The organism is Paenibacillus sp. sptzw28, from assembly GCF_019550795.1.
Taxonomy (GTDB): domain Bacteria; phylum Bacillota; class Bacilli; order Paenibacillales; family Paenibacillaceae; genus Paenibacillus_Z.
This window is the reverse complement of the sequence record NZ_CP080545.1, coordinates 5242485-5260341: the sequence shown is the minus strand read 5'-3', so window position 1 is coordinate 5260341 and position 17857 is coordinate 5242485. Positions and strand designations below refer to the sequence as shown.

Genomic DNA, 17857 nt, shown 5'->3' with positions numbered 1-17857 from the left:
TTGTATACCCTTGCGCCCAGCAATTGAAACAGTTTTCGGCTGAGGTAGTTTCTTCTATCAGGCCGATTGAACAGCGCTGAAACAGGGTATACCAAGCGTAAACGATTCGTCTTGAGCCACGGCGACAACGATAAAATGCGCGCTGGCCGGCGGACATGAGCCGGGCAAGCGCAGCGGGCGATGACGGAGGTCAAGTAAGTGATTCGTTTGGAGCCTATGGCGGTAACGAACTTATAAAAAGGTGGTTATTCTGATGACAATGAAAATCGGCATTTTTAAAATGGAGGAGCAGGCGGTTGAGGCGGTTAAAGCTTTAGAACAAAGCGGTTTTTCGAGAAATGAGATCAAGGTGCTTGCGAAGGATGGCGATCACTCGCGCCGTATTGAAGCCGAAACGGATGTCGATGCTGATGAAGTTCGTGAGCTCGCGGACACCCGCGATCAGATGGACGATGGCTACGGATTTGGTAATCTGGGGCCAGTGGGTCTGGCAGGCACGGTAGGTATGGTTGGGCCGCTGACCGGCGGAGCCTGGCCTTATGGAGCCGGAATTCTGGCAGTGGGCGGACTGCTTGTCGATGAGAACGGCATGGAGGATGCTATTCATGCCCTTGGTATAAAAGGCGACGACGCCGGTGTATGCAGGGAGGCTATCGTAGACGGGGCACTCGTGGTTACCGCTGACACGGGGGATGGCAGTCAGCACAATATCGGCCAGGATTTATCGCGCGAAGCCGAGGAGGCATTTCGCCGCTGTGGAGCGGAACGGATCTTATAACCCGCGTTAGAAGTCCGTTGAGCGTGGTGCTTGAAGCTCGGTCAATAGTGGCAGCTTAAAGGGAGACTCATGCGCTAACGGTAAAACCGCTAAGCAGCGAAACGAAAAGCATATCTTTTCGCCAGCTCAGCGGTTTTGTCGCGTAAAGGGCGCGAATTAGTGGCACGGGTGCGACTAATTCACCTGAATTCGTGTGCGGAGTGTGAAATAGTGTCACGGGTGCGACTAATTCACCCGAATTCGTGTGCGGAGCGTGAAATAGTTCAAATAAACTGATGTTCGGAACTATGTGAAAGTTTGTAAGAGTGAGTGCGCTTCTGGTTGGGAGTAGACGGCACCAGTAGGCCTTTTGACATTAAAGCAAGAAGTATACGCCTTGTTTTCCCTGTCGACATGCCTATCGTTTGACTCGCACGAGCAACACTAACTGTTCCATCCCTTAGGGCCAATCGTATAATATCTCGTTCCATGGAATTGAATTTTTGCATATGTAGTCCAACCTTCCCGGGACGACTATCATGATTGACGCTCAGTATTCCACCTCCGCCGTGCCATTTGCCAAGCAGCTGCTGCAAAACCTGCTGGCATCGGCGCGGCTTTTCCGCCAAATCATCATAGGCGAAGCGAAGCACCAGCCACCCATCGATAACCAAATGATTTTGGCGCATCAGCTGATCGGCAAATTGCCATCTTCCCAATCCCGCCAATGTGTCCCAAAGCCGTCGATTTCGATACATAGCTTCAAACTCACATCTCGCTTGAAGTAAGCGAAATCCAGATAGCGCACGCCATCTTTAAAGTCTTTCACCTCATATTCGGGATGCAGTTCATTGAAATTTCCAAACGCCGGCCACCATACATTCGACAAAAATATTTTCTCTGCATGGCCGAGACCCGCAGTCAGCCTGTCCTTCGATTCGCCCTTTCGATGACAACGATGAAACTGAATAAATAGTTCGTAAGCATGCTCGAATCCGGTGTTACCCCCGCTCATTCTCAACTACTCCTCTAGAACGCCCCTTAGAAAACAATAAAGCGCCGCTCATCCGGCTACCGGAGAAACGGCGCGTGCTTCGCGTCCCATTACTTTATTACGTTCCCGTTAGGCAAGGTACAATCGCGAAGCTTTATGGAACCGAGCAAAACGTCAGTTCGCCCACTATACTACCGGTCATCCACAAGAAAAAAGCAAGCCGCAACGCCTTGTCCCAAGCATAAAGTCAGTGGCCCCCACTTTTAACGGGGCACCCGCGGGCATCAGCAACCACTAACGTCTTGTCGAGCGGATAAATGTCAGGATCTGGCGCAATGACTGCGGGGCGACCCGGTCCAGCAAATCGCCCTGCGCAAGAAGGCGGTCTTCGATATTAAGGAGGTGGTAATCAGTGATGGCGGCGTTGCGGCGAACTTCTTCCCAGTGCAGCGGCGTGGAGACAGTCGCCCGGGCCCGGGCGCGCGGCGAGTAGGGGGCGATGATCGTTTTGCCTTGATAATGCTGCAAGTAATCAATGTAGATCAGGTCGCCGCGGTTCTTTTTTAACCGTTCGATCGTGAACAGCCGCGGATGCTTGTCGCACAAATAGCTGCCAACAAATTCCCCGATTTTTCGCAGCTCATCGAACGTAAGGTCCGGTATGATAGGTACGACGATCTGCACGCCGGTAGCACCGGAGGTCTTGGGCGTGGAGACAATGCCGAGCGATTGAAGTAAATCACCCACCAGCACCGCTGCTTCCATGATCCTCGGTTCTTCCTCCAGGGAGGGATCGATATCCAGCACCCATTCAGTAGGCCTGACAGGGTCGCTCACACGATCGAAGGAAGCGTGAAATTCCAGACAGGCCAGATTGCCCAGCCACAGCAGCACCGGAAGCGATTGAAGCACAACATAGCGGACGCCCGCATGCGTCTCGGTGGGTACAAAGTCGGGAGCAGGCGAAGGGCAATTTTTCTGATAAAAGGATTTACCCGTCACCCCGTCCGGATACCGAATCGTCGTCAGATACCTGTCCCGGCAATGCTTGATCAGCCATGGAGAGAGGGCCGCCAGCCGCTGCAGAAATACAGCCTTTGTGATACCCATCTCGGGCCAAAGCACCTTGTCGGGGTTGCTGACTGTCAGCTCCTGTCCGTCAACTACGATGGTTCCTTTCACGGCGCGGCTCATGGAAGCGGCTCCTTCGGCAGAAAGGTGACAAGCTTCGGGTGGCGAATCAGACCGGCTGAAGTCCGTTCAAGCCCGGTTACCCGGCATCTGAAGGAAAGCGGCAGCCACTGCACGTGTTCATTTTTCAGTTCGGTAGGAAGCACGTTGAACGGGCAGGGAACCTGCGCGACCGGCGGTTCCAAGCCGCTATTAAATATCGCCGCGATTACCTTGCGCAGCGCATCGTTTAAGCCGAGCGAGACGGAGCCCGTGTAGGAGCCGTCATAAGACATGATCAGGCTGGCGATAATGCCGTTTCGCCACTTGAGACCGACGATATCCACATCCATAAGCAGCGCCGTTTTTTTCTTGAACCAATCACGGTGTTTCTTGCCCTGGCGGTAAGGGCTGGACAACCTTTTGCTGACTACGCCTTCCCAGCAGTTACGCTGCACCCACTGCCATAGAGCTTCGCCGTCCGTGTACAGATCGGCGACAAACAGCCGTCCATTCCCGCGCGGACATAATTGACTCAGGCGGCTGTGGCGTTCCGCGTAAGGCAGATGACGCAGATCGCCGTTTATGTCTGCCAGAAGATCGAACAGTACATACACCAGTCCGCCGGTTGGCGGATGCTGGGGAGAGCGCTGACGTGATATTACTCCCGCACTGCGCTCGCGTTTCAGCACTTCTTGAAATTTAGGCCGTAAACCGTCCCACCAAACCACTTCTCCGTCAAGAATGCACGGGCCAAGCTCGTCTGCTTTAGACTCTAACAAATCGGCAATTTCGGGGTATTTCGCATTTTTCAAATACATGCTGCGGGAATAAAGCTCTACGCTGCCGCCGGAATTTATTTTGGCTATGATGCGGACCCCGTCCCATTTGAGCTGAAAGCCCCAGTCGTCGCCTCTCGGCAGCTCGTCGTCTGCAAGCGGCGCCATCGGCTCTTCCGGCAGCGCACAAGCGGACACTAACCCGGCCGCATTTACAATGAATGAGGCTGTATCGTTTTGCCGCTGTTCCAGTTCCATTTTACGATACCGTCTCCTTCGACGACCCGCCCTTCCTTTTACGAGGTCTTGGTGCGGCTGCCGCAGCTTCCCCGTCAGCTGCCGCCTTGCCGTCCGCTTTGGCCCCGGCAGCTCCTTCATCCGCAGCCGCCCCCGCTGCGGTCCCTCTGTCAAGGCTGCCCGGTGCATCCGGCGGCAGCTTGACCGCTTCAAGGCTGGCTTGCAGCGCGGCCATAAGATCAAGCACATTCGTGCGCTGCTGCTCCGGTGCGACGCGCACCTCTTCGCCGGCGATTTTGTGCTGGATCAAATCCATTAGCTTCGCGCGGTAGTCATCGTTATATTTGCCCGGCTCGAAGGGAGTCGACAACTGCTCGATCAGCATTCGTGCCATAGTGAGTTCTTTTTCATTGACCGTGACTGCATCGGGAAGCCCAGGCACCTGCTCAACGGACCGGATTTCATCGGGATAGAAAATCGTTTCCATCGCAAGGCAGTCTCCGATGACGCGGATCGCGGCGAGGGAGCTTTTCGTGCGGATCGACACCTTGGCGATGCCGATACGACCGGATTGTCTCATTGCTTCCAGAAGAAGGTTGTACGCGTTCCCGCCGGCTTGATCGGGGGACAAATAATACGTTTTCTGAAAATAAATCGGGTCGATTTCCTCCAGCGCCACGAAATCCAAAATGCGGATGGTCCTCGTTGCATCGTCCGTCAGCTGCTCGAGCTCATCTTTCTCGAACAGTACGAAGCGGCCCTTCTCGTATTCATAGCCTTTTACGATGCCCTCCCAGTCGACATCGATTTCGCAGGTCGGACATTTACGGACATAGGAGATGTTACTTCCGCATTCACGGTGAATAAGCCGCATCGAAATATCCTTGTCCTCGGTAGCCGAGAACATTTTGACCGGAACATGCACCAGCCCGAAGCTGATGGCTCCTTTCCATACAGTATGCATACATTTCCCCTCCTAAAGTGTTGTCAGGCAAAGCCGTTTCGAAAGCATGTAAAATTGAGTTAAAACGTCCTGGAAGTAATGAGCTTGCGGTTTGTTTTTACAGGCTATGAATTTAGTGTTCCCTGAATGCATGAAATGCAATCGAAGCGGGTATATTTTCGTAAGGGCAAACATCTCGGACTTAGAGGAGGGATTTCCATGACCGAAGCGGGCAGTTCCGAGGCGGGATCAAATAATGAGGAACGGCACGAAGGCCGCGATGATTATTCCATGGACATCGACCGTATGGTCAACGAAGGTTTGGGCGGAGGTCAAGTCACCTTGCACAACGGGATGATTGAAGAGTCGACTACCGACACGATGGTGCCGGAGCCGAAGGATTAGCTTCATAATGAAAGGAGCAGCCAGCCGATGAAAACGGAGCGCGCCAAGCAGATCTATCAATCAAAGGACACCGTAGCGGTTCATTTGGAAGGCAAGCCGGTATGGATCGAAAACATCGATGAAGCAAACGGCATGGCCACTGTGCAGATCGAGTCCAATCCGCTAAACACTCAGACTGTTCCGGTTGACCGGCTGCAGGAAGGCAGCGGATTCAACGCCTAAGATAAAGTCGCTTCAATGTTATGAAAATACAGGCTCTCCAGCTCGCAGTTAGCGGGGCAGAGAGCTTTTTTGTTTTACCGCAAGCGAGCCTGAAGGCACCTTTCAGTTGGGATGACTTGTTTGGCTCCGCCGCCCATCGGGTAAAAATAGGTGTCGTAAAGTTCCTAAATATGCCGTATTGACGGCGACCGAAGGAGATGACCCGAAATGGCAGATCGCAATATTGATATTGATGAGCGCCACGTAGAGAAAAAATCAGACTCCAGCCTTGTCGCGGCAACCTTCATCAAGTATGCGGCTTACATTATCATCCTTCTCATCGCATTGTATTTCCTGGTTCGTTATTTGTTTCCGATGTTTTGAGAGGATTAGGCTGAAGCTGAAAGGAACAGCTCTTAAGACTTGTAATACAGTCCGGACTGACGATGTCCGGGCTGTTTTTTTATAAAAAAAGGCAGGTAGTATGGACGCCTCCGGCAGGGATGTAATTATGAGAACAGACGAGAGTGCTTTTTAAAAGAAAGAAAAACGATGATAAGGCAGGATTAACATTGGAAAATGGCTTAAAGTCCAGTATAATGAACGTATTAGACTAAATTTAGATTATACCTATGTTGCTATAGGCTGTTTGGTGCAGCATGCAAGGGGGAACAATGGCGAAACAGCATTACAAATTGACGAAGCTGGAAATTATGCTGCGCATCTTATTTATTACAGTCGGAGCAGCACTCGTTTCCGTTGCACTTGAAATCTTTCTTGTTCCGAACAAAATTATTGACGGGGGCATAGTCGGTGTCTCGATCATGGTCTCCCATTTCACCGGCCTGCCGCTCGGGGTCTTTCTATTCCTGCTTAACGTACCGTTTCTTGTTATCGGTTATAAACAGATTGGCAAAACCTTCGCACTTTCCACGCTGTACGGCGTATCCGTAATGTCAATCGGCACAACGCTCCTCCACCCGGTAGACCCGCTGACATACAGCACCTTTCTTGCGCCTGTAATTGGAGGAGTGATTTTAGGTATAGGGGTCGGGCTTGTCATCCGGTTTGGCGGTTCGCTCGACGGCACAGAAATTATAGCGATTCTACTCAGTAAGAAATTGCCTTTCTCGGTCGGCGAAGTCGTCATGTTTTTCAATCTCTTCATTCTTGGAAGCGCCGGCTTTGTGTTCTCCTGGGATAGTGCGATGTATTCACTCATTGCGTATTACATTGCATTCAAAATGATCGATGTGACGCTTGAGGGCTTCGACGAGTCGAAGTCGGTCTGGATTATAAGCGACGAAGCCAAGGAGATCGGCGAGGCCATCATGAGCAGGCTTGGCCGCGGCGTCACTTTCCTGAACGGCGAAGGCGGGTTTACCGGCGGAACGAAGCGCGTTATCTTCTGCGTTATTACCCGTCTGGAAGAAGCCAAGATGAAATCGATCGTCCAGGAGCTGGATCCTTCGGCCTTTCTGGCTGTGGGCAACATTCACGACGTGAAGGGCGGACGTTTCAAGAAGCGAGATATTCATTAGCGCCGGCAAGCAGCGGTTACGGAATAGTAAGACTGTTTGATTAAAGGCCATCCGCGCAGGATGGTCTTTTTCAGAAGCGGAATAGCATTAGTTCTCCGTTATATATTTACGGTGGAAGCTTGAGTGCGCGGCCGCAAGACGCAGACGGTGTTGCTGCTTTGTTGCGGGGCGTGTAGCTGACCGATATAATAAGGTCAATGATAGGAGGCGGTCGGTCTGGACGAATTTGCGAGCATCCGTCATTGGACGGACGGCCGCCAAACCGCAGAGCGGCTGCGGGAGAAGGGCGTCGTGCTAGGCATCGGGGATGATGCGGCCGTTGTTGAGACGCCGCCTGGTGCGAGCGGCCCGCTGCAGTGGCTTCTGGCGGTAGACACGATGGTGGAGACCGTGCATTTCAATGCAGCGACGATGGCGGACGCCGATGTCGGCTGGAAGGCGCTGGCCGCGAACGTGAGCGACATAGCGGCGATGGGCGGCGAGCCCCGGCATGCGCTCGTGTCCGTGAGCGCGCCTCAGGCATGGGAGCCGGCGAGGGTACGCCGGCTCTATGACGGGTTGTACGCGTGCGCCGAGCATTACGGCGTCGCTGTTATAGGCGGCGACACGACATCGTCGCCGGCGCAGCTTGTGGTGGCCGTGACGGCGGTGGGCACCGTCGAGGCCGGCAGGGCGATACGCCGGGCGGGTGCGCAGCCCGGCGACGCCGTGTTCGTGACCGGCCCGGTCGGCATGGCCGCGGCCGGTCTGCATTTTTTGCTCGCCGCAGCGGCGGCGGGCGGCGGGCAGTGCGTGCCGCTGGCCGCGGCGGAGGCGGCCGGAACGGCGGCGCTGGTGCAGGCGCACCGCCGCCCGGCGCCATCGGTGCGCGCGGCGCGGATGCTCGCCGCGCGCGGGACGGTCACGTCGCTGAATGACGTCAGCGACGGCCTCGCCAGCGAGGCGTGGGAGATCGCCGAAGCATCCGGCGTCAAGCTTGCGCTGCGCGAACCGATGCTGCCTAGGAGCGGCAGTATGGCCGCATACGCTGCCCGCAGCGGTGTCGATCCGCTGGAGTGGATGCTGTACGGGGGCGAGGACTATGTGCTGCTTGGAACGATCGCTGCGGCGGATGCTCGTGAAGCGAAGACGGCGCTGTCCGAAGCCGGGCTGCCGATGTACCTCATTGGCGAGGTGGAAGCCGGCCCCGCCGGGGTCGAACTAATTCGCGAAGACACCGGAGTTCGCGGCAAGAGTGGTAAAAGCATGTCTCCCGAGAGGCGGCAGCAGATTGCCAAACGTGGATATAATCATTTTGAGTAATAGACGAAGAAGAATCGCAGAAAACTGAGTCTATGCTTCCGAAGCGAGTTTTCCGCTTGCCAAGGAGTATAGTCAAAGAAGAATCGCAGAAAACTGAGCCTATGCTTCCGAAGCGAGTTTTCCGCTCTCCAAGGAGTATAGTCAAAGAAGAATCGCAGAAAACTTTTAGGTGGTATCACAATGACTGAAACGGGACAAGCCGTGTGGATGGTGAGCGGCGAAGAGGGTACGGTTCGTCTTGCGGAGAAGCTTGCCGCTTTGGCGGGAGCCGGCGCGGTACTCGCGCTGGACGGCGATCTTGGCGCGGGCAAAACGCGATTCTCGCAAGCATTTGCCAAGGCTATGGGCGTGAAACAAATCGTGAACAGCCCGACATTTACGATCATTAAAGAATATGAAGGCAAGCGGCTTCCGCTTTATCATATGGATGTGTACCGGCTTACGCTGGAAGAAGCGGACGAGCTTGGTCTCGACGATTATTTTTACGGGAACGGCATCACGATAGTCGAATGGGCTAGCCTCATCGGGGAACTGCTCCCGCCCGAACGTTTGCAGCTGTATATCGAGGACTTGGGAGGAGAACGGAGGCGCATCGCGTTGACGGGCATCGGGGCTCCTTATGCGGGATGGTGCAAACAACTTCAAGCGATAGGAGACGGCGACCAATGAAGGATCAAATTAGAGAGCCTCTGGTACTCGCTCTCGATACGTCGACGGCATCGCTGGCTGCAGCGCTGGTAAGAGGCAGGGAGACGCTCGGTTCGGTGCAGTCGCTGGCGGAAAGAAACCATTCGGTGGAAACCGTGTCGAAACTGAAGGCCTTGCTGGACGAGTCTGGCGTTCCACCGGATAAGCTGGACGGAATTGTGATCGGCAGAGGGCCAGGCTCATATACCGGGATGCGTATTGCCGTCTCTGTCGGAAAAACGCTCGCTTGGGCATGGAATAAGCCGCTTGTCGGCGTATCGAGCTTGGAGTCTCTGGCGTACGGTGCCAGGCAGGCTCATGCTTCGCAGTTTGCCGGTAACAAAGCTACCGGCCGTCCTGATTGGTTCGTTCCCATTATGGATGCCAGGCGGGGTCAAGTGTACACAGCCGCCTTTGCTTCGAATGCTGCGGGCGGTTGGAGCAGGCTTGCCGAAGACGGCGTGCGGCTGATGCATCAATGGGTTGACCGGCTTGATGAAATGAGCCGTGACGCGGCCGCGGGAGAGGAACCTGCACGAATTTGGATTATAGGCGATTTGACGCTTCATGAGGCTGAAGGGATGCGGCTTCAATCGATTAGTGCAGAGGGCGGGTCGAAGTGCGAAGTGCGCCTGCAGCCCTTTACGATGGAGGGCAGCTCGGTTGCGGTGCTGGGCGCGATCCGGCTTGAGGCAGGAGAAAGTGACGATGTGCACAGCTTCGTTCCTAACTATACCCAGCTGGCCGAGGCGGAAGTCAAGCTGCTGCAGAAGTCGAGGGAAAGGGAGGCGAATCCCGATGACGGCAATCGAGCATAGCCGGCTTATTTTCCGAACGATGACGCCTTCCGACATTCCTGTTATCGCCCAGATTGAGCACGAAGCTTTCACTTGTCCGTGGACCCAGGAAGCCTTTATGAACGAGCTCACGAACAATCATTTTGCCCGCTATATGGTTATGGAGTACGATGGGGATGTTATCGGATATGGCGGCATGTGGACGATTATGGATGAAGCGCATGTGACCAATATTGCGGTTCGAGCGGGCTATCGCGGGCAGGGTCTCGGCAAGAAATTGATGACTGAGCTGCAGCGGACGGCAGTCTTCTTCGGGGCGGCACGAATGACGCTTGAGGTTCGGGTAAGTAATGAGATTGCACAGAGGTTGTACAGGAAACTGGGCTTTGAGCCGGCCGGCATCAGACCGGGATATTATTCGGATAATCAAGAGGATGCCCTCATCATGTGGGCGGAGCTTAGCGCGCTTGAGGGCGGGGAGAGAGCATGACGACAAATGAATTGTTACTGGCCGTCGAGACAAGCTGCGATGAAACATCAGTCGCGGTCGTGCGCGGCGGCCGTGAAATATTGACCAACCTTATATCGAGTCAAATCGAAACCCACGAGCAGTTCGGCGGTGTCGTGCCGGAGATCGCTTCGCGCAAGCACGTGGAGACGATTACGGTCATCATGGAGCAGGCGTTGAAGGAGGCAAAAGTCTCGCTCAGGGATATTTCCGCAATAGCGGTCACACAGGGACCCGGACTCGTAGGCTCGCTGCTCGTCGGTATCGTCGCGGCCAAAAGTCTTGCAATGGCGTACGATCTGCCGCTGATCGGCACTCATCATATCGCCGGACACATATACGCGAACCAGCTTGTGCATGAACTGGTGTACCCTTCCATTGCGCTTGTAGTATCGGGGGGACATACGGAGCTTGTGGTGCTGGAGCGCGAAGGAATGTTCCGCATTATCGGACGGACTCGCGACGATGCGGTCGGCGAGGCATATGACAAGGTCGCCCGCGCGCTCCGGTTTCCATATCCGGGCGGTCCTTACATCGACCGTCTGGCGCAGGAAGCCGAAGAGGAAATTGTTCTACCGCGGGCATGGCTTGAGCAGGACTCGTATGATTTCAGTTTTAGCGGACTGAAATCGGCGGTTCTTGCCGTCATCAACCAGGCCAAAATGCGCGGAGAAACGCCGATGCGTTCCGCGCTCGCCCTCGGCTTTCAGAGATCCGTTATCGATGTTCTAGTGGAAAAAGCGCTCCGCGCCGTTCACGCAGAAGGCGCCAGGCAGCTCCTGCTTTGCGGCGGCGTTGCTGCCAACCGCGGACTGCGCGCCGCGCTCGCGGCTCGCTGTGAATCCGAAGGAGTGCCGCTGCTCATACCGCCTCTATCCTTGTGTACGGACAATGCAGCGATGATCGGCGCAGCCGCTCACCTCAAGTGGAAACGCGGCGAATTCACCTCTCTTGATATGAAGGCCGAGCCCACGTTCTCCCTGGAGGAATGGTCGGTTCGCGTCTAAACGGGGTAATGTCGAGGGGACCAATCACTTAGGCGTACTATTCCGGCTTCAGGAAAAAAATTAATTTTGCGAATTGACAGACGATTTCGCGGAGCATATAATAGCAAACAACACCACTGCAACTGTTAGTTCCTCAAATGCGGAACTCAGTTGTCAGTACCACTGCAACTGTTAGTTCCTCAAATGCGGAACTCAGTTGTAGTCATACATCCTAAACGCGAAGAACAGGAGTAGTATGGCATTGCCGGGATTAGAGAGCTGCGGGACGGTGCAACGCAGACGAAGGCAGCCGGAATCTCGCCTGGGAGCGGAATGGCGGAAGATTATGACGAGGCGGCCGAAGGCCAAGGCTGTCGTCGTAATGGTACGTCATAACGGCTGACCCCCGTAATCGGGTGCGCGATCATCGATTTCTAGAGTCGATGGCGCGTATAAGTGGGCGCACTTCCTCTCGCATGCGAGGGTGAGACGTCAACAAGGGTGGTACCGCGCGGGCCTGTTAACAGCCTGTCGTCTCTTGAATCAGAGACGGCAGGCTTTTCTTGTTGTCCGAAGAGCGCGCGTGAAACGACGAAAGAGCCGGGCAATATCGGCTGACATAACCGAAAAACTGCATATTAACAAACGCCATGAACAGGAGCATTAGGATCATATCCGGGATTAAAAGCATACCGCGGCGTTGCTTAGCCTCTTAACCGGGCTGAAGCGGCAATGCGGTAAGCGGTCAGAGAACTGCGGGAAGGTGCGACGCAGCCGATGGATATCCGAACTCGCCTGGAAGCGGAACGGGGGAAATACGGCCGCGCATTGCCGGAAGGCAAGCGTGAGCTGAGCGTACTCCGGAACGGCTTACCCCCGTAATCGGGTGCAGACTGAAGCGTTATACGCCTGAACAGCGTATCGTCCGGTCGTACTATGAGGCATATATTTTGTGCTTTCACCGGTACGCGACTCTCACCGAGATGGGACGATACGAAGAGCGAGGCGCGCGCCCAGGCTGCATAAGCGGGTTCGGACATCGGTCCGGACAACGAGAGTGGTACCGCGGCAAGCTAATATTTAGCCTGTCGTCTCTTGAACAACAAGAGACGGCGGGCTTTTTTTGTTGGACTGGATAACAGTCCGCACACACTTAAGGAGGTTAAACATTATGACCGTAAATTCCAACCCGAACAACCACCAGAACAGCAACGAGTCCGCATATAAACGCATCCGCATCTTTGATACGACGCTTCGCGACGGGGAGCAGTCACCGGGCGCTTCTCTTGAGCCGGAGCAGAAAATCATACTCGCCCGCCAGCTGGCGAAGCTCGGCGTTGATGTCATCGAGCCGGGCTTCGCTATCTCAAGCCCGGGGGATTTCGCGGCGGTGCAGCAGGTATCCCGTGAACTGCAAACTGTCGAGATCGCTGGCTTCGCCCGCGCTATGAAAGCTGATATCGATGCGGCAGTCCGTGCAACTGCGGACGCTGCGCGGCGGCGGCTGCACCTGTTCATTTCATCATCGGATATACACCTGGATTTCCAGCTGCGCAAATCGCGCGAGCAGGTGCTGCAAATAGCTCGTGAAATGGTGGCGTACGGCAAACAGTTCGTTGATCAAATCGAGTTCTCACCGATGGACGCCAGCCGTTCTGGACGGGAATTTGTTATCGAAATGGTGGAAGCGGTCATTGCTGAAGGCGCGACAATCATCAATCTGCCGGATACGCTAGGCTACGCCATGCCGGAGGAATACGGCGAAATGTTTCGTATTGTCAGGCAGCAGGCCCGCGGCGGCGATAAGGTCAGCTACAGCGCCCACTGTCATAATGACTTGGGGCTGGCGGTCGCCAACAGCTTGGCGGCGATACGTGCAGGTGCGACGCAAATCGAGGTGACGATTAACGGCGTAGGAGAACGAGCCGGCAACTGCTCTCTGGAAGAGCTTGTAATGGCAATCGAGACGCGCAAATCGGCAATAGGCGCTGAGACAGGTATCGTCACCGGCGAAATCTACGAAACATCGCGCATGGTGAGCCGGGCGATGAACTTCCCGATCGCATATAATAAGCCGATCGTCGGGCGCAACGCATTCCAGCACGAATCGGGCATACATCAAGACGGCCTGCTGAAAAACCGCAGCACGTACGAGATTATGGACCCTGACGCGATGGGGATTCCCCGCAGCATGATCGTATTGGGCAAGCATTCGGGACGTCACGCTCTGAAACACCGTTTATCGGAATACGGCGTTAAACTTGACGAAACGCAGCTCGAGGATCTGTATAACCGTTTCAAAGTGAAGGCTGACGAACTGAAGCTGGTGCCTGACGATGTACTGATTCGTCTGGCTAGCGAAACGACCGCTACGGAGCATGATCCATACACGCTGACCGATCTGCAGGTGTTGGCGGGGACGCAGCGGTCGCGCATCGCATCCGTCACCATCCGGGAACGCGACTCCGAACAGGAGCGAACTTACACGGGCACGGGGACCGGGCCACTGGAAGCGGTTATTCACTGCATCCAACAGGCGATCCCGGTCGCAGCCGAATTCGAAGATTTGGAGCTTCATTCCTTATCCACAGGAGAGGATGCGCGCGGTGAAGCTGTAGTCAGCATTGTGCACAACAACCGCCGGTATCGGGGAACAGCGATTCACAATGACATTATATTAGCGGCAGCCCAAGCCTACGTCGCAGCTTGTAACCAGCAGCTGCTCAGTGTGAAACCGGCGGATAACGGGGCTTCGGCATAACGGGCTTCTCAAGCAGGCTACAGTTCAATACGGAACGGGGACCATACCCCGTTCCGTATTTCAAGCCCGAACTGATAAGTAGCAAGCGAAATTTCTGTAATCTGGAGGAAGGAGCGGTTCATGTGGACAAAATCATTAAATATTATAGCGCATTCGACGAATGGGGGCGGCTTGACCGGGAACCGATAGAGTTTATTGTCAACCGCCACTTTATAACAAAGTTCCTTCCACAAAAGGGCCATGTTTTGGATAACGGAGCCGGACCGGGGAAATATGCGATTGATCTGGCGAAACAAGGCTATAATGTCACATTGGCCGATTTAACGCCGGGTTTAGTAGAAATTGCAAAGGAAAAGGCCATGGAGTTTAACGTGCAGGACCGGTTTCAAGGATTCTATGTTGGAGACGCGAGAAATCTCCATATGTTCGAGGACGAACAATTCGATGCCTCTCTGATGCTCGGTCCCTTGTATCACCTGCAAACCGAAGAAGACCGGGTAAGAGCGGTCAAGGAGCTGCATCGCGTTACTAAGAAGCAGGGAATGGTCTTCGTCGCTTTTATGACAAGAATTCGCAAGCTTGCCACTTCATTGCTGTTTCCTGAAGCATGGAAGCCAAATCATACCATCCACGGGTTATCGGAATTTATGGAGACGGGAGTATTTAATCACAGCGACGAGGGCCGGTTTACCGGGGCTTATTTTTTTCATATTAAAGACATTAATCCTTTTATGAGTGAGAACGGATTCGAACCGGTCGGGCTTATTGGATCAGGGAGTATCGCTGGAGCGATGAAGACGGAACAATGGGACTATTGGCGGGGTCAGGGTGAGGATTCATACCGTAAAATAATGGATATGGTATTCGAAATTGCGGCTGATCCATATAATTTGGGAGCTTCATCACATTTACTATACATCGGAAGAAAGAGGTAATGAAGCAATATCCACAAACTTATCCACAGAAAATGTGCATAGATGTGAATAAATAGCTCAAACGCGCATTTACAGGGCGTTTACAATGTGAACAAAAATGGGATAAGTTTTTCACAGCCCATCTGTGGATAGTGTGGATAATGGGTGCAAAAGTTTCATTTTCTTATCGGATATAAAGTGAGTGAAGAAAAAGTACCGAATTATAAGCTTACGCAAACAGTCAGTAATGCCTGAATTGCAGAACAATTCACCGATTTCTGTGGATAACACTGTGGAAAAGGTGGATAGAATCGTTGAGTGCGTATATTGCCGTGCTCGACTTCATTTTCCGTTTCGATACGCCTGCAGTTAATAGTAGGTAGTGATTTGTGGATAAATTTTCCGGTCCCTCGAAATACGCAAGAAGAAGGGCTGCGAATCTGTACTCTGTCAGTATTGATGGGCTGAAAGTCACAGCTTACCCGGTTAGTAAATATTCCTGCACCCAAGTACATCATGTTTGCATATACCGGCAACCAGAATTCCTTTCCGAATAACGAACTCCAACTAAAAAAATAATCCGGACCGCTTTAAGCTGTCCGGAGTCAAGTGGAACTAATGAAGAATTAATATATTTAATTATTTTCTCTTCGACAAGGCGGTAGGGTATTACGAGAGCAGATCCTCCCATGCATCGTAAGCGGCTTGAAGCATCGTCTTTCGCGTATCGATGTCGGATTGAATCGTCTGCACCCGCACATAGTCGTTGAATATTTCGGGGTTAACCAACTGCTGCTCCAAACCGGTAATTTCCTCCTCCAGCTTGGCAATCTCCTGTTCGAGCTGCTCCTGTTTGCGCTGTCGATTTCGCTCGTCCCGTTTCGCTTGTTTATCGAGTTCATACGACGTAGGAGCAGGGGATTCAGGCGTTGAAACGACAGTTCCCGTTTTTCCTTGGGCAAATGACAGCGTTTCCATTCTGAGTTCATCGATTTCACGTTTTTTCTCAACCATTTCGTCATAATTTCCCAGGAAATGATGCGCGCCGCGCGGGGTTAGTTCGACAATCCGTTCAGCCATTTTGTTCAAGAAATAACGGTCATGAGAGATAAAGAAAAGAGTTCCGTCATAGTCCAGCAGGGCGGATTCAAGAACTTCCTTGCTGTAAAGATCAAGATGGTTTGTCGGTTCATCAAGTATGAGCATATTCGCTTTGGCAAGCATAAGCTTGGACAGAGATACTCGCGCTCTCTCACCGCCGCTTAAAGAGCCGATGCGTTTCTGCACATCATCTCCGCTAAACAAGAAATTACCCAGTACAGTCCGGATACGAGCTTCTTCAATATGAGGATAAGCGTTCCAGAGCTCCTCAAGTACCGTGTTGGAAGGATTAAGCTCCTTGTGTTCTTGGTCGTAATAGCCGATTTTGATGTTCGTCCCCCACCGAATCGTCCCTTGTTCGAGCGGTTGCTGGCCTACCAGCGCCTTCAGCAAAGTTGATTTCCCGATTCCGTTCGGACCGATAAGTGCTACATTCTCGCCGCGTTCGAGGCGGAAAGACACGTCTTGGAAAAGCGGTTCCGCCCGCTCCTCGAAGCGGATCGACAATTCGCGTACATCCAGCACGTCGTTTCCGCTGTGACGCTCGATTTCAAAAGAGAAATGCGCCTTCTTGAGATCGCCTGCCGGCTTGTCGAGACGATCCATTTTTTCCAGTGTCTTACGCCTGCTTTGCGCTCTCTTCGTAGTTGAGGCACGGACTATATTACGCTGCACGAAATCTTCGAGACGGGCAATTTCATCCTGCTGCTTCTCGTAAAGTTTCATTTGCGATTCGTATTCTGCCGATTTGAGATCAATAAACCGGCTGTAATTTCCCGGATAGCGCTTTGCCGTATGCCGCTCAATCTCGACTATGGTTTGCACGACTGCATCTAGAAAGTACCGGTCATGCGATACGACGAGTATCGCTCCGCTATAACTTCTCAAATAGTCTTCAAGCCAAGTCAGAGTCGCGATATCAAGGTAATTGGTCGGCTCGTCCAGCATGAGAAGGTCAGGAGCCTGCAGCAAAATACGGGCAAGGGCAAGCCGCGTTTTCTGCCCGCCGCTCAGCGTCGAAATAACCGTATCGGGCGGGAATTGGCTGAAGCCCATCCCATGCAGTACGCTTCGAATACGGGTCTCCATTTCGAAGCCGCCTTTTTCCCGAAACCAGTCGGATAACCCTGCATAACGCTCGAGTATGTTTGCATATTGCTTGGAGTCGGCCTGCAGCATGGGATCGGCAATCTGCTGCTCCAGCGAACGCAGCTCTCGTTCGGCGTCGGTCAAATGAGCGAATACCGAGCGCATCTCGGCATCTATGGTGCGATCCGATTGCAAGCCGCTCGACTGCGCCAGATAGCCGATCGATGTTTCCTTCGCTTTATAGACCGTGCCGGAGTCGGCGGATATTTCACCTGCGATAATTCGCAGCAGCGTCGATTTACCCGCTCCATTCACTCCAACAAGACCGACGCGCTCCCGGGGAAGCACCTGGAACGTGATTGAAGAGAGCACACTGCTGACTCCATAGCTTTTGGATAGACCAGAAATTTGAAGAAGCATAACAGTTACAAACCTCCAGAAGATCAACCGATTTTAGGCCATTTAATATCTTTTCCGGTTCTAAACCGCCATAGTTTCAGAAAAACTACTATTGAGTATACGAACGGTAGGAACCCTTTCTTCTTGATAGTTTACATGAAATCGGCGCTCAGCGCGACAGAATACACCTGTTTCATTAACAATTGTTGTTCCGTTGGGCCATTGGCGAAAACTGGTCAACAGTGGTAAACTAAATAACAACTATGTCAGAGAAAGGCAAGGACAT

The 17857-nt window shown here is 53.3% G+C and carries 20 protein-coding genes; 13 read left to right on the top strand and 7 right to left on the bottom strand.

From position 1 onward, the window contains the following. Positions 1 to 253: 253 nt before the first annotated feature. Positions 254 to 778 (top strand): general stress protein, encoded by a 525-nt coding sequence (locus KZ483_RS24410; RefSeq protein ID WP_220350153.1) that lies wholly within the window; start codon positions 254 to 256, stop codon positions 776 to 778. Between the two features lie 263 nt (positions 779 to 1041). Here KZ483_RS24410 and KZ483_RS28745 read toward each other — a convergent pair whose 3' ends face one another. The 5 genes from KZ483_RS28745 to KZ483_RS24390 form a co-directional block, all read right to left on the bottom strand. Next, positions 1042 to 1485, bottom strand: coding sequence for a hypothetical protein (locus KZ483_RS28745; RefSeq protein WP_258881404.1), 444 nt, complete (start codon positions 1483 to 1485; stop codon positions 1042 to 1044). Beyond that, positions 1446 to 1772 carry a hypothetical protein gene (locus KZ483_RS28740; protein ID WP_258881403.1) on the bottom strand — a complete coding sequence of 109 codons (327 nt, stop codon included), beginning with the start codon at positions 1770 to 1772 and terminating at the stop codon, positions 1446 to 1448. The genes KZ483_RS28745 and KZ483_RS28740 overlap by 40 nt, the downstream gene beginning before the upstream one ends. Positions 1773 to 2045: 273 nt before the next feature. Further along, a complete protein-coding gene (ligD, locus tag KZ483_RS24400; protein ID WP_220350152.1) occupies positions 2046 to 2945 on the bottom strand; it encodes a non-homologous end-joining DNA ligase in 900 nt (299 codons plus the stop codon). After that, positions 2942 to 3958 carry an ATP-dependent DNA ligase gene (locus KZ483_RS24395; protein ID WP_220350151.1) on the bottom strand — a complete coding sequence of 339 codons (1017 nt, stop codon included), beginning with the start codon at positions 3956 to 3958 and terminating at the stop codon, positions 2942 to 2944. The genes ligD and KZ483_RS24395 overlap by 4 nt, the downstream gene beginning before the upstream one ends. A gap of 1 nt (position 3959) precedes the next feature. Next, entirely contained in the window at positions 3960 to 4901 is a 942-nt protein-coding gene (locus KZ483_RS24390) for a non-homologous end joining protein Ku (protein WP_220350150.1), read from the bottom strand. A 198-nt stretch (positions 4902 to 5099) separates the two neighbouring features. Here KZ483_RS24390 and KZ483_RS24385 point away from each other — a divergent pair, with 198 nt between their 5' ends. From KZ483_RS24385 to KZ483_RS24340, 10 genes are all read left to right on the top strand, one after another. Further along, entirely contained in the window at positions 5100 to 5285 is a 186-nt protein-coding gene (locus tag KZ483_RS24385) for a hypothetical protein (RefSeq protein WP_220350149.1), read from the top strand. A gap of 27 nt (positions 5286 to 5312) precedes the next feature. Further along, the gene (locus tag KZ483_RS24380) at positions 5313 to 5507 is read left to right on the top strand and encodes an H-type small acid-soluble spore protein (RefSeq protein ID WP_220350148.1); all 195 of its coding nucleotides are present in this window, start codon (positions 5313 to 5315) and stop codon (positions 5505 to 5507) included. Positions 5508 to 5714: 207 nt separating this feature from the next. Continuing rightward, positions 5715 to 5870: a hypothetical protein gene (locus KZ483_RS24375; RefSeq protein WP_220350147.1), complete on the top strand. Its 156-nt coding sequence runs from the start codon at positions 5715 to 5717 to the stop codon at positions 5868 to 5870. 290 nt (positions 5871 to 6160) lie between these two features. Beyond that, positions 6161 to 7027 (top strand): YitT family protein, encoded by an 867-nt coding sequence (locus tag KZ483_RS24370; protein ID WP_258881402.1) that lies wholly within the window; start codon positions 6161 to 6163, stop codon positions 7025 to 7027. A 216-nt stretch (positions 7028 to 7243) separates the two neighbouring features. After that, a complete protein-coding gene (gene thiL, locus KZ483_RS24365; RefSeq protein WP_220353654.1) occupies positions 7244 to 8329 on the top strand; it encodes a thiamine-phosphate kinase in 1086 nt (361 codons plus the stop codon). A 180-nt stretch (positions 8330 to 8509) separates the two neighbouring features. Beyond that, complete coding sequence (tsaE, locus tag KZ483_RS24360; RefSeq protein ID WP_220350145.1) at positions 8510 to 8998, top strand: tRNA (adenosine(37)-N6)-threonylcarbamoyltransferase complex ATPase subunit type 1 TsaE; 489 nt, start codon at positions 8510 to 8512, stop codon at positions 8996 to 8998. Further along, a complete protein-coding gene (tsaB, locus tag KZ483_RS24355) occupies positions 8995 to 9834 on the top strand; it encodes a tRNA (adenosine(37)-N6)-threonylcarbamoyltransferase complex dimerization subunit type 1 TsaB (protein WP_220350144.1) in 840 nt (279 codons plus the stop codon). The genes tsaE and tsaB overlap by 4 nt, the downstream gene beginning before the upstream one ends. Further along, entirely contained in the window at positions 9815 to 10303 is a 489-nt protein-coding gene (gene rimI, locus KZ483_RS24350) for a ribosomal protein S18-alanine N-acetyltransferase (RefSeq protein ID WP_220350143.1), read from the top strand. The genes tsaB and rimI overlap by 20 nt, the downstream gene beginning before the upstream one ends. After that, positions 10300 to 11328, top strand: a complete 1029-nt coding sequence (tsaD, locus tag KZ483_RS24345; protein WP_220350142.1) for a tRNA (adenosine(37)-N6)-threonylcarbamoyltransferase complex transferase subunit TsaD — start codon at positions 10300 to 10302, stop codon at positions 11326 to 11328. Before rimI ends, tsaD begins: the two co-directional genes overlap by 4 nt. 241 nt (positions 11329 to 11569) lie before the next feature. Next, positions 11570 to 11710: a hypothetical protein gene (locus tag KZ483_RS24340; RefSeq protein WP_220350141.1), complete on the top strand. Its 141-nt coding sequence runs from the start codon at positions 11570 to 11572 to the stop codon at positions 11708 to 11710. 301 nt (positions 11711 to 12011) lie between these two features. Here the strand turns inward: KZ483_RS24340 and KZ483_RS24335 are convergent, their stop codons facing one another. Beyond that, positions 12012 to 12359 carry a hypothetical protein gene (locus tag KZ483_RS24335; RefSeq protein WP_220350140.1) on the bottom strand — a complete coding sequence of 116 codons (348 nt, stop codon included), beginning with the start codon at positions 12357 to 12359 and terminating at the stop codon, positions 12012 to 12014. Between the two features lie 119 nt (positions 12360 to 12478). On the opposite strand from KZ483_RS24335, the gene KZ483_RS24330 reads away from it, so the two are divergent. Beyond that, positions 12479 to 14068, top strand: coding sequence for a 2-isopropylmalate synthase (locus tag KZ483_RS24330; RefSeq protein WP_220350139.1), 1590 nt, complete (start codon positions 12479 to 12481; stop codon positions 14066 to 14068). A gap of 122 nt (positions 14069 to 14190) precedes the next feature. Continuing rightward, entirely contained in the window at positions 14191 to 15003 is an 813-nt protein-coding gene (locus KZ483_RS24325) for a class I SAM-dependent methyltransferase (RefSeq protein ID WP_220350138.1), read from the top strand. A 648-nt stretch (positions 15004 to 15651) separates the two neighbouring features. Here KZ483_RS24325 and KZ483_RS24320 read toward each other — a convergent pair. Further along, the gene (locus KZ483_RS24320) at positions 15652 to 17592 is read right to left on the bottom strand and encodes an ABC-F family ATP-binding cassette domain-containing protein (RefSeq protein WP_220350137.1); all 1941 of its coding nucleotides are present in this window, start codon (positions 17590 to 17592) and stop codon (positions 15652 to 15654) included. Positions 17593 to 17857 lie beyond the last annotated feature (265 nt).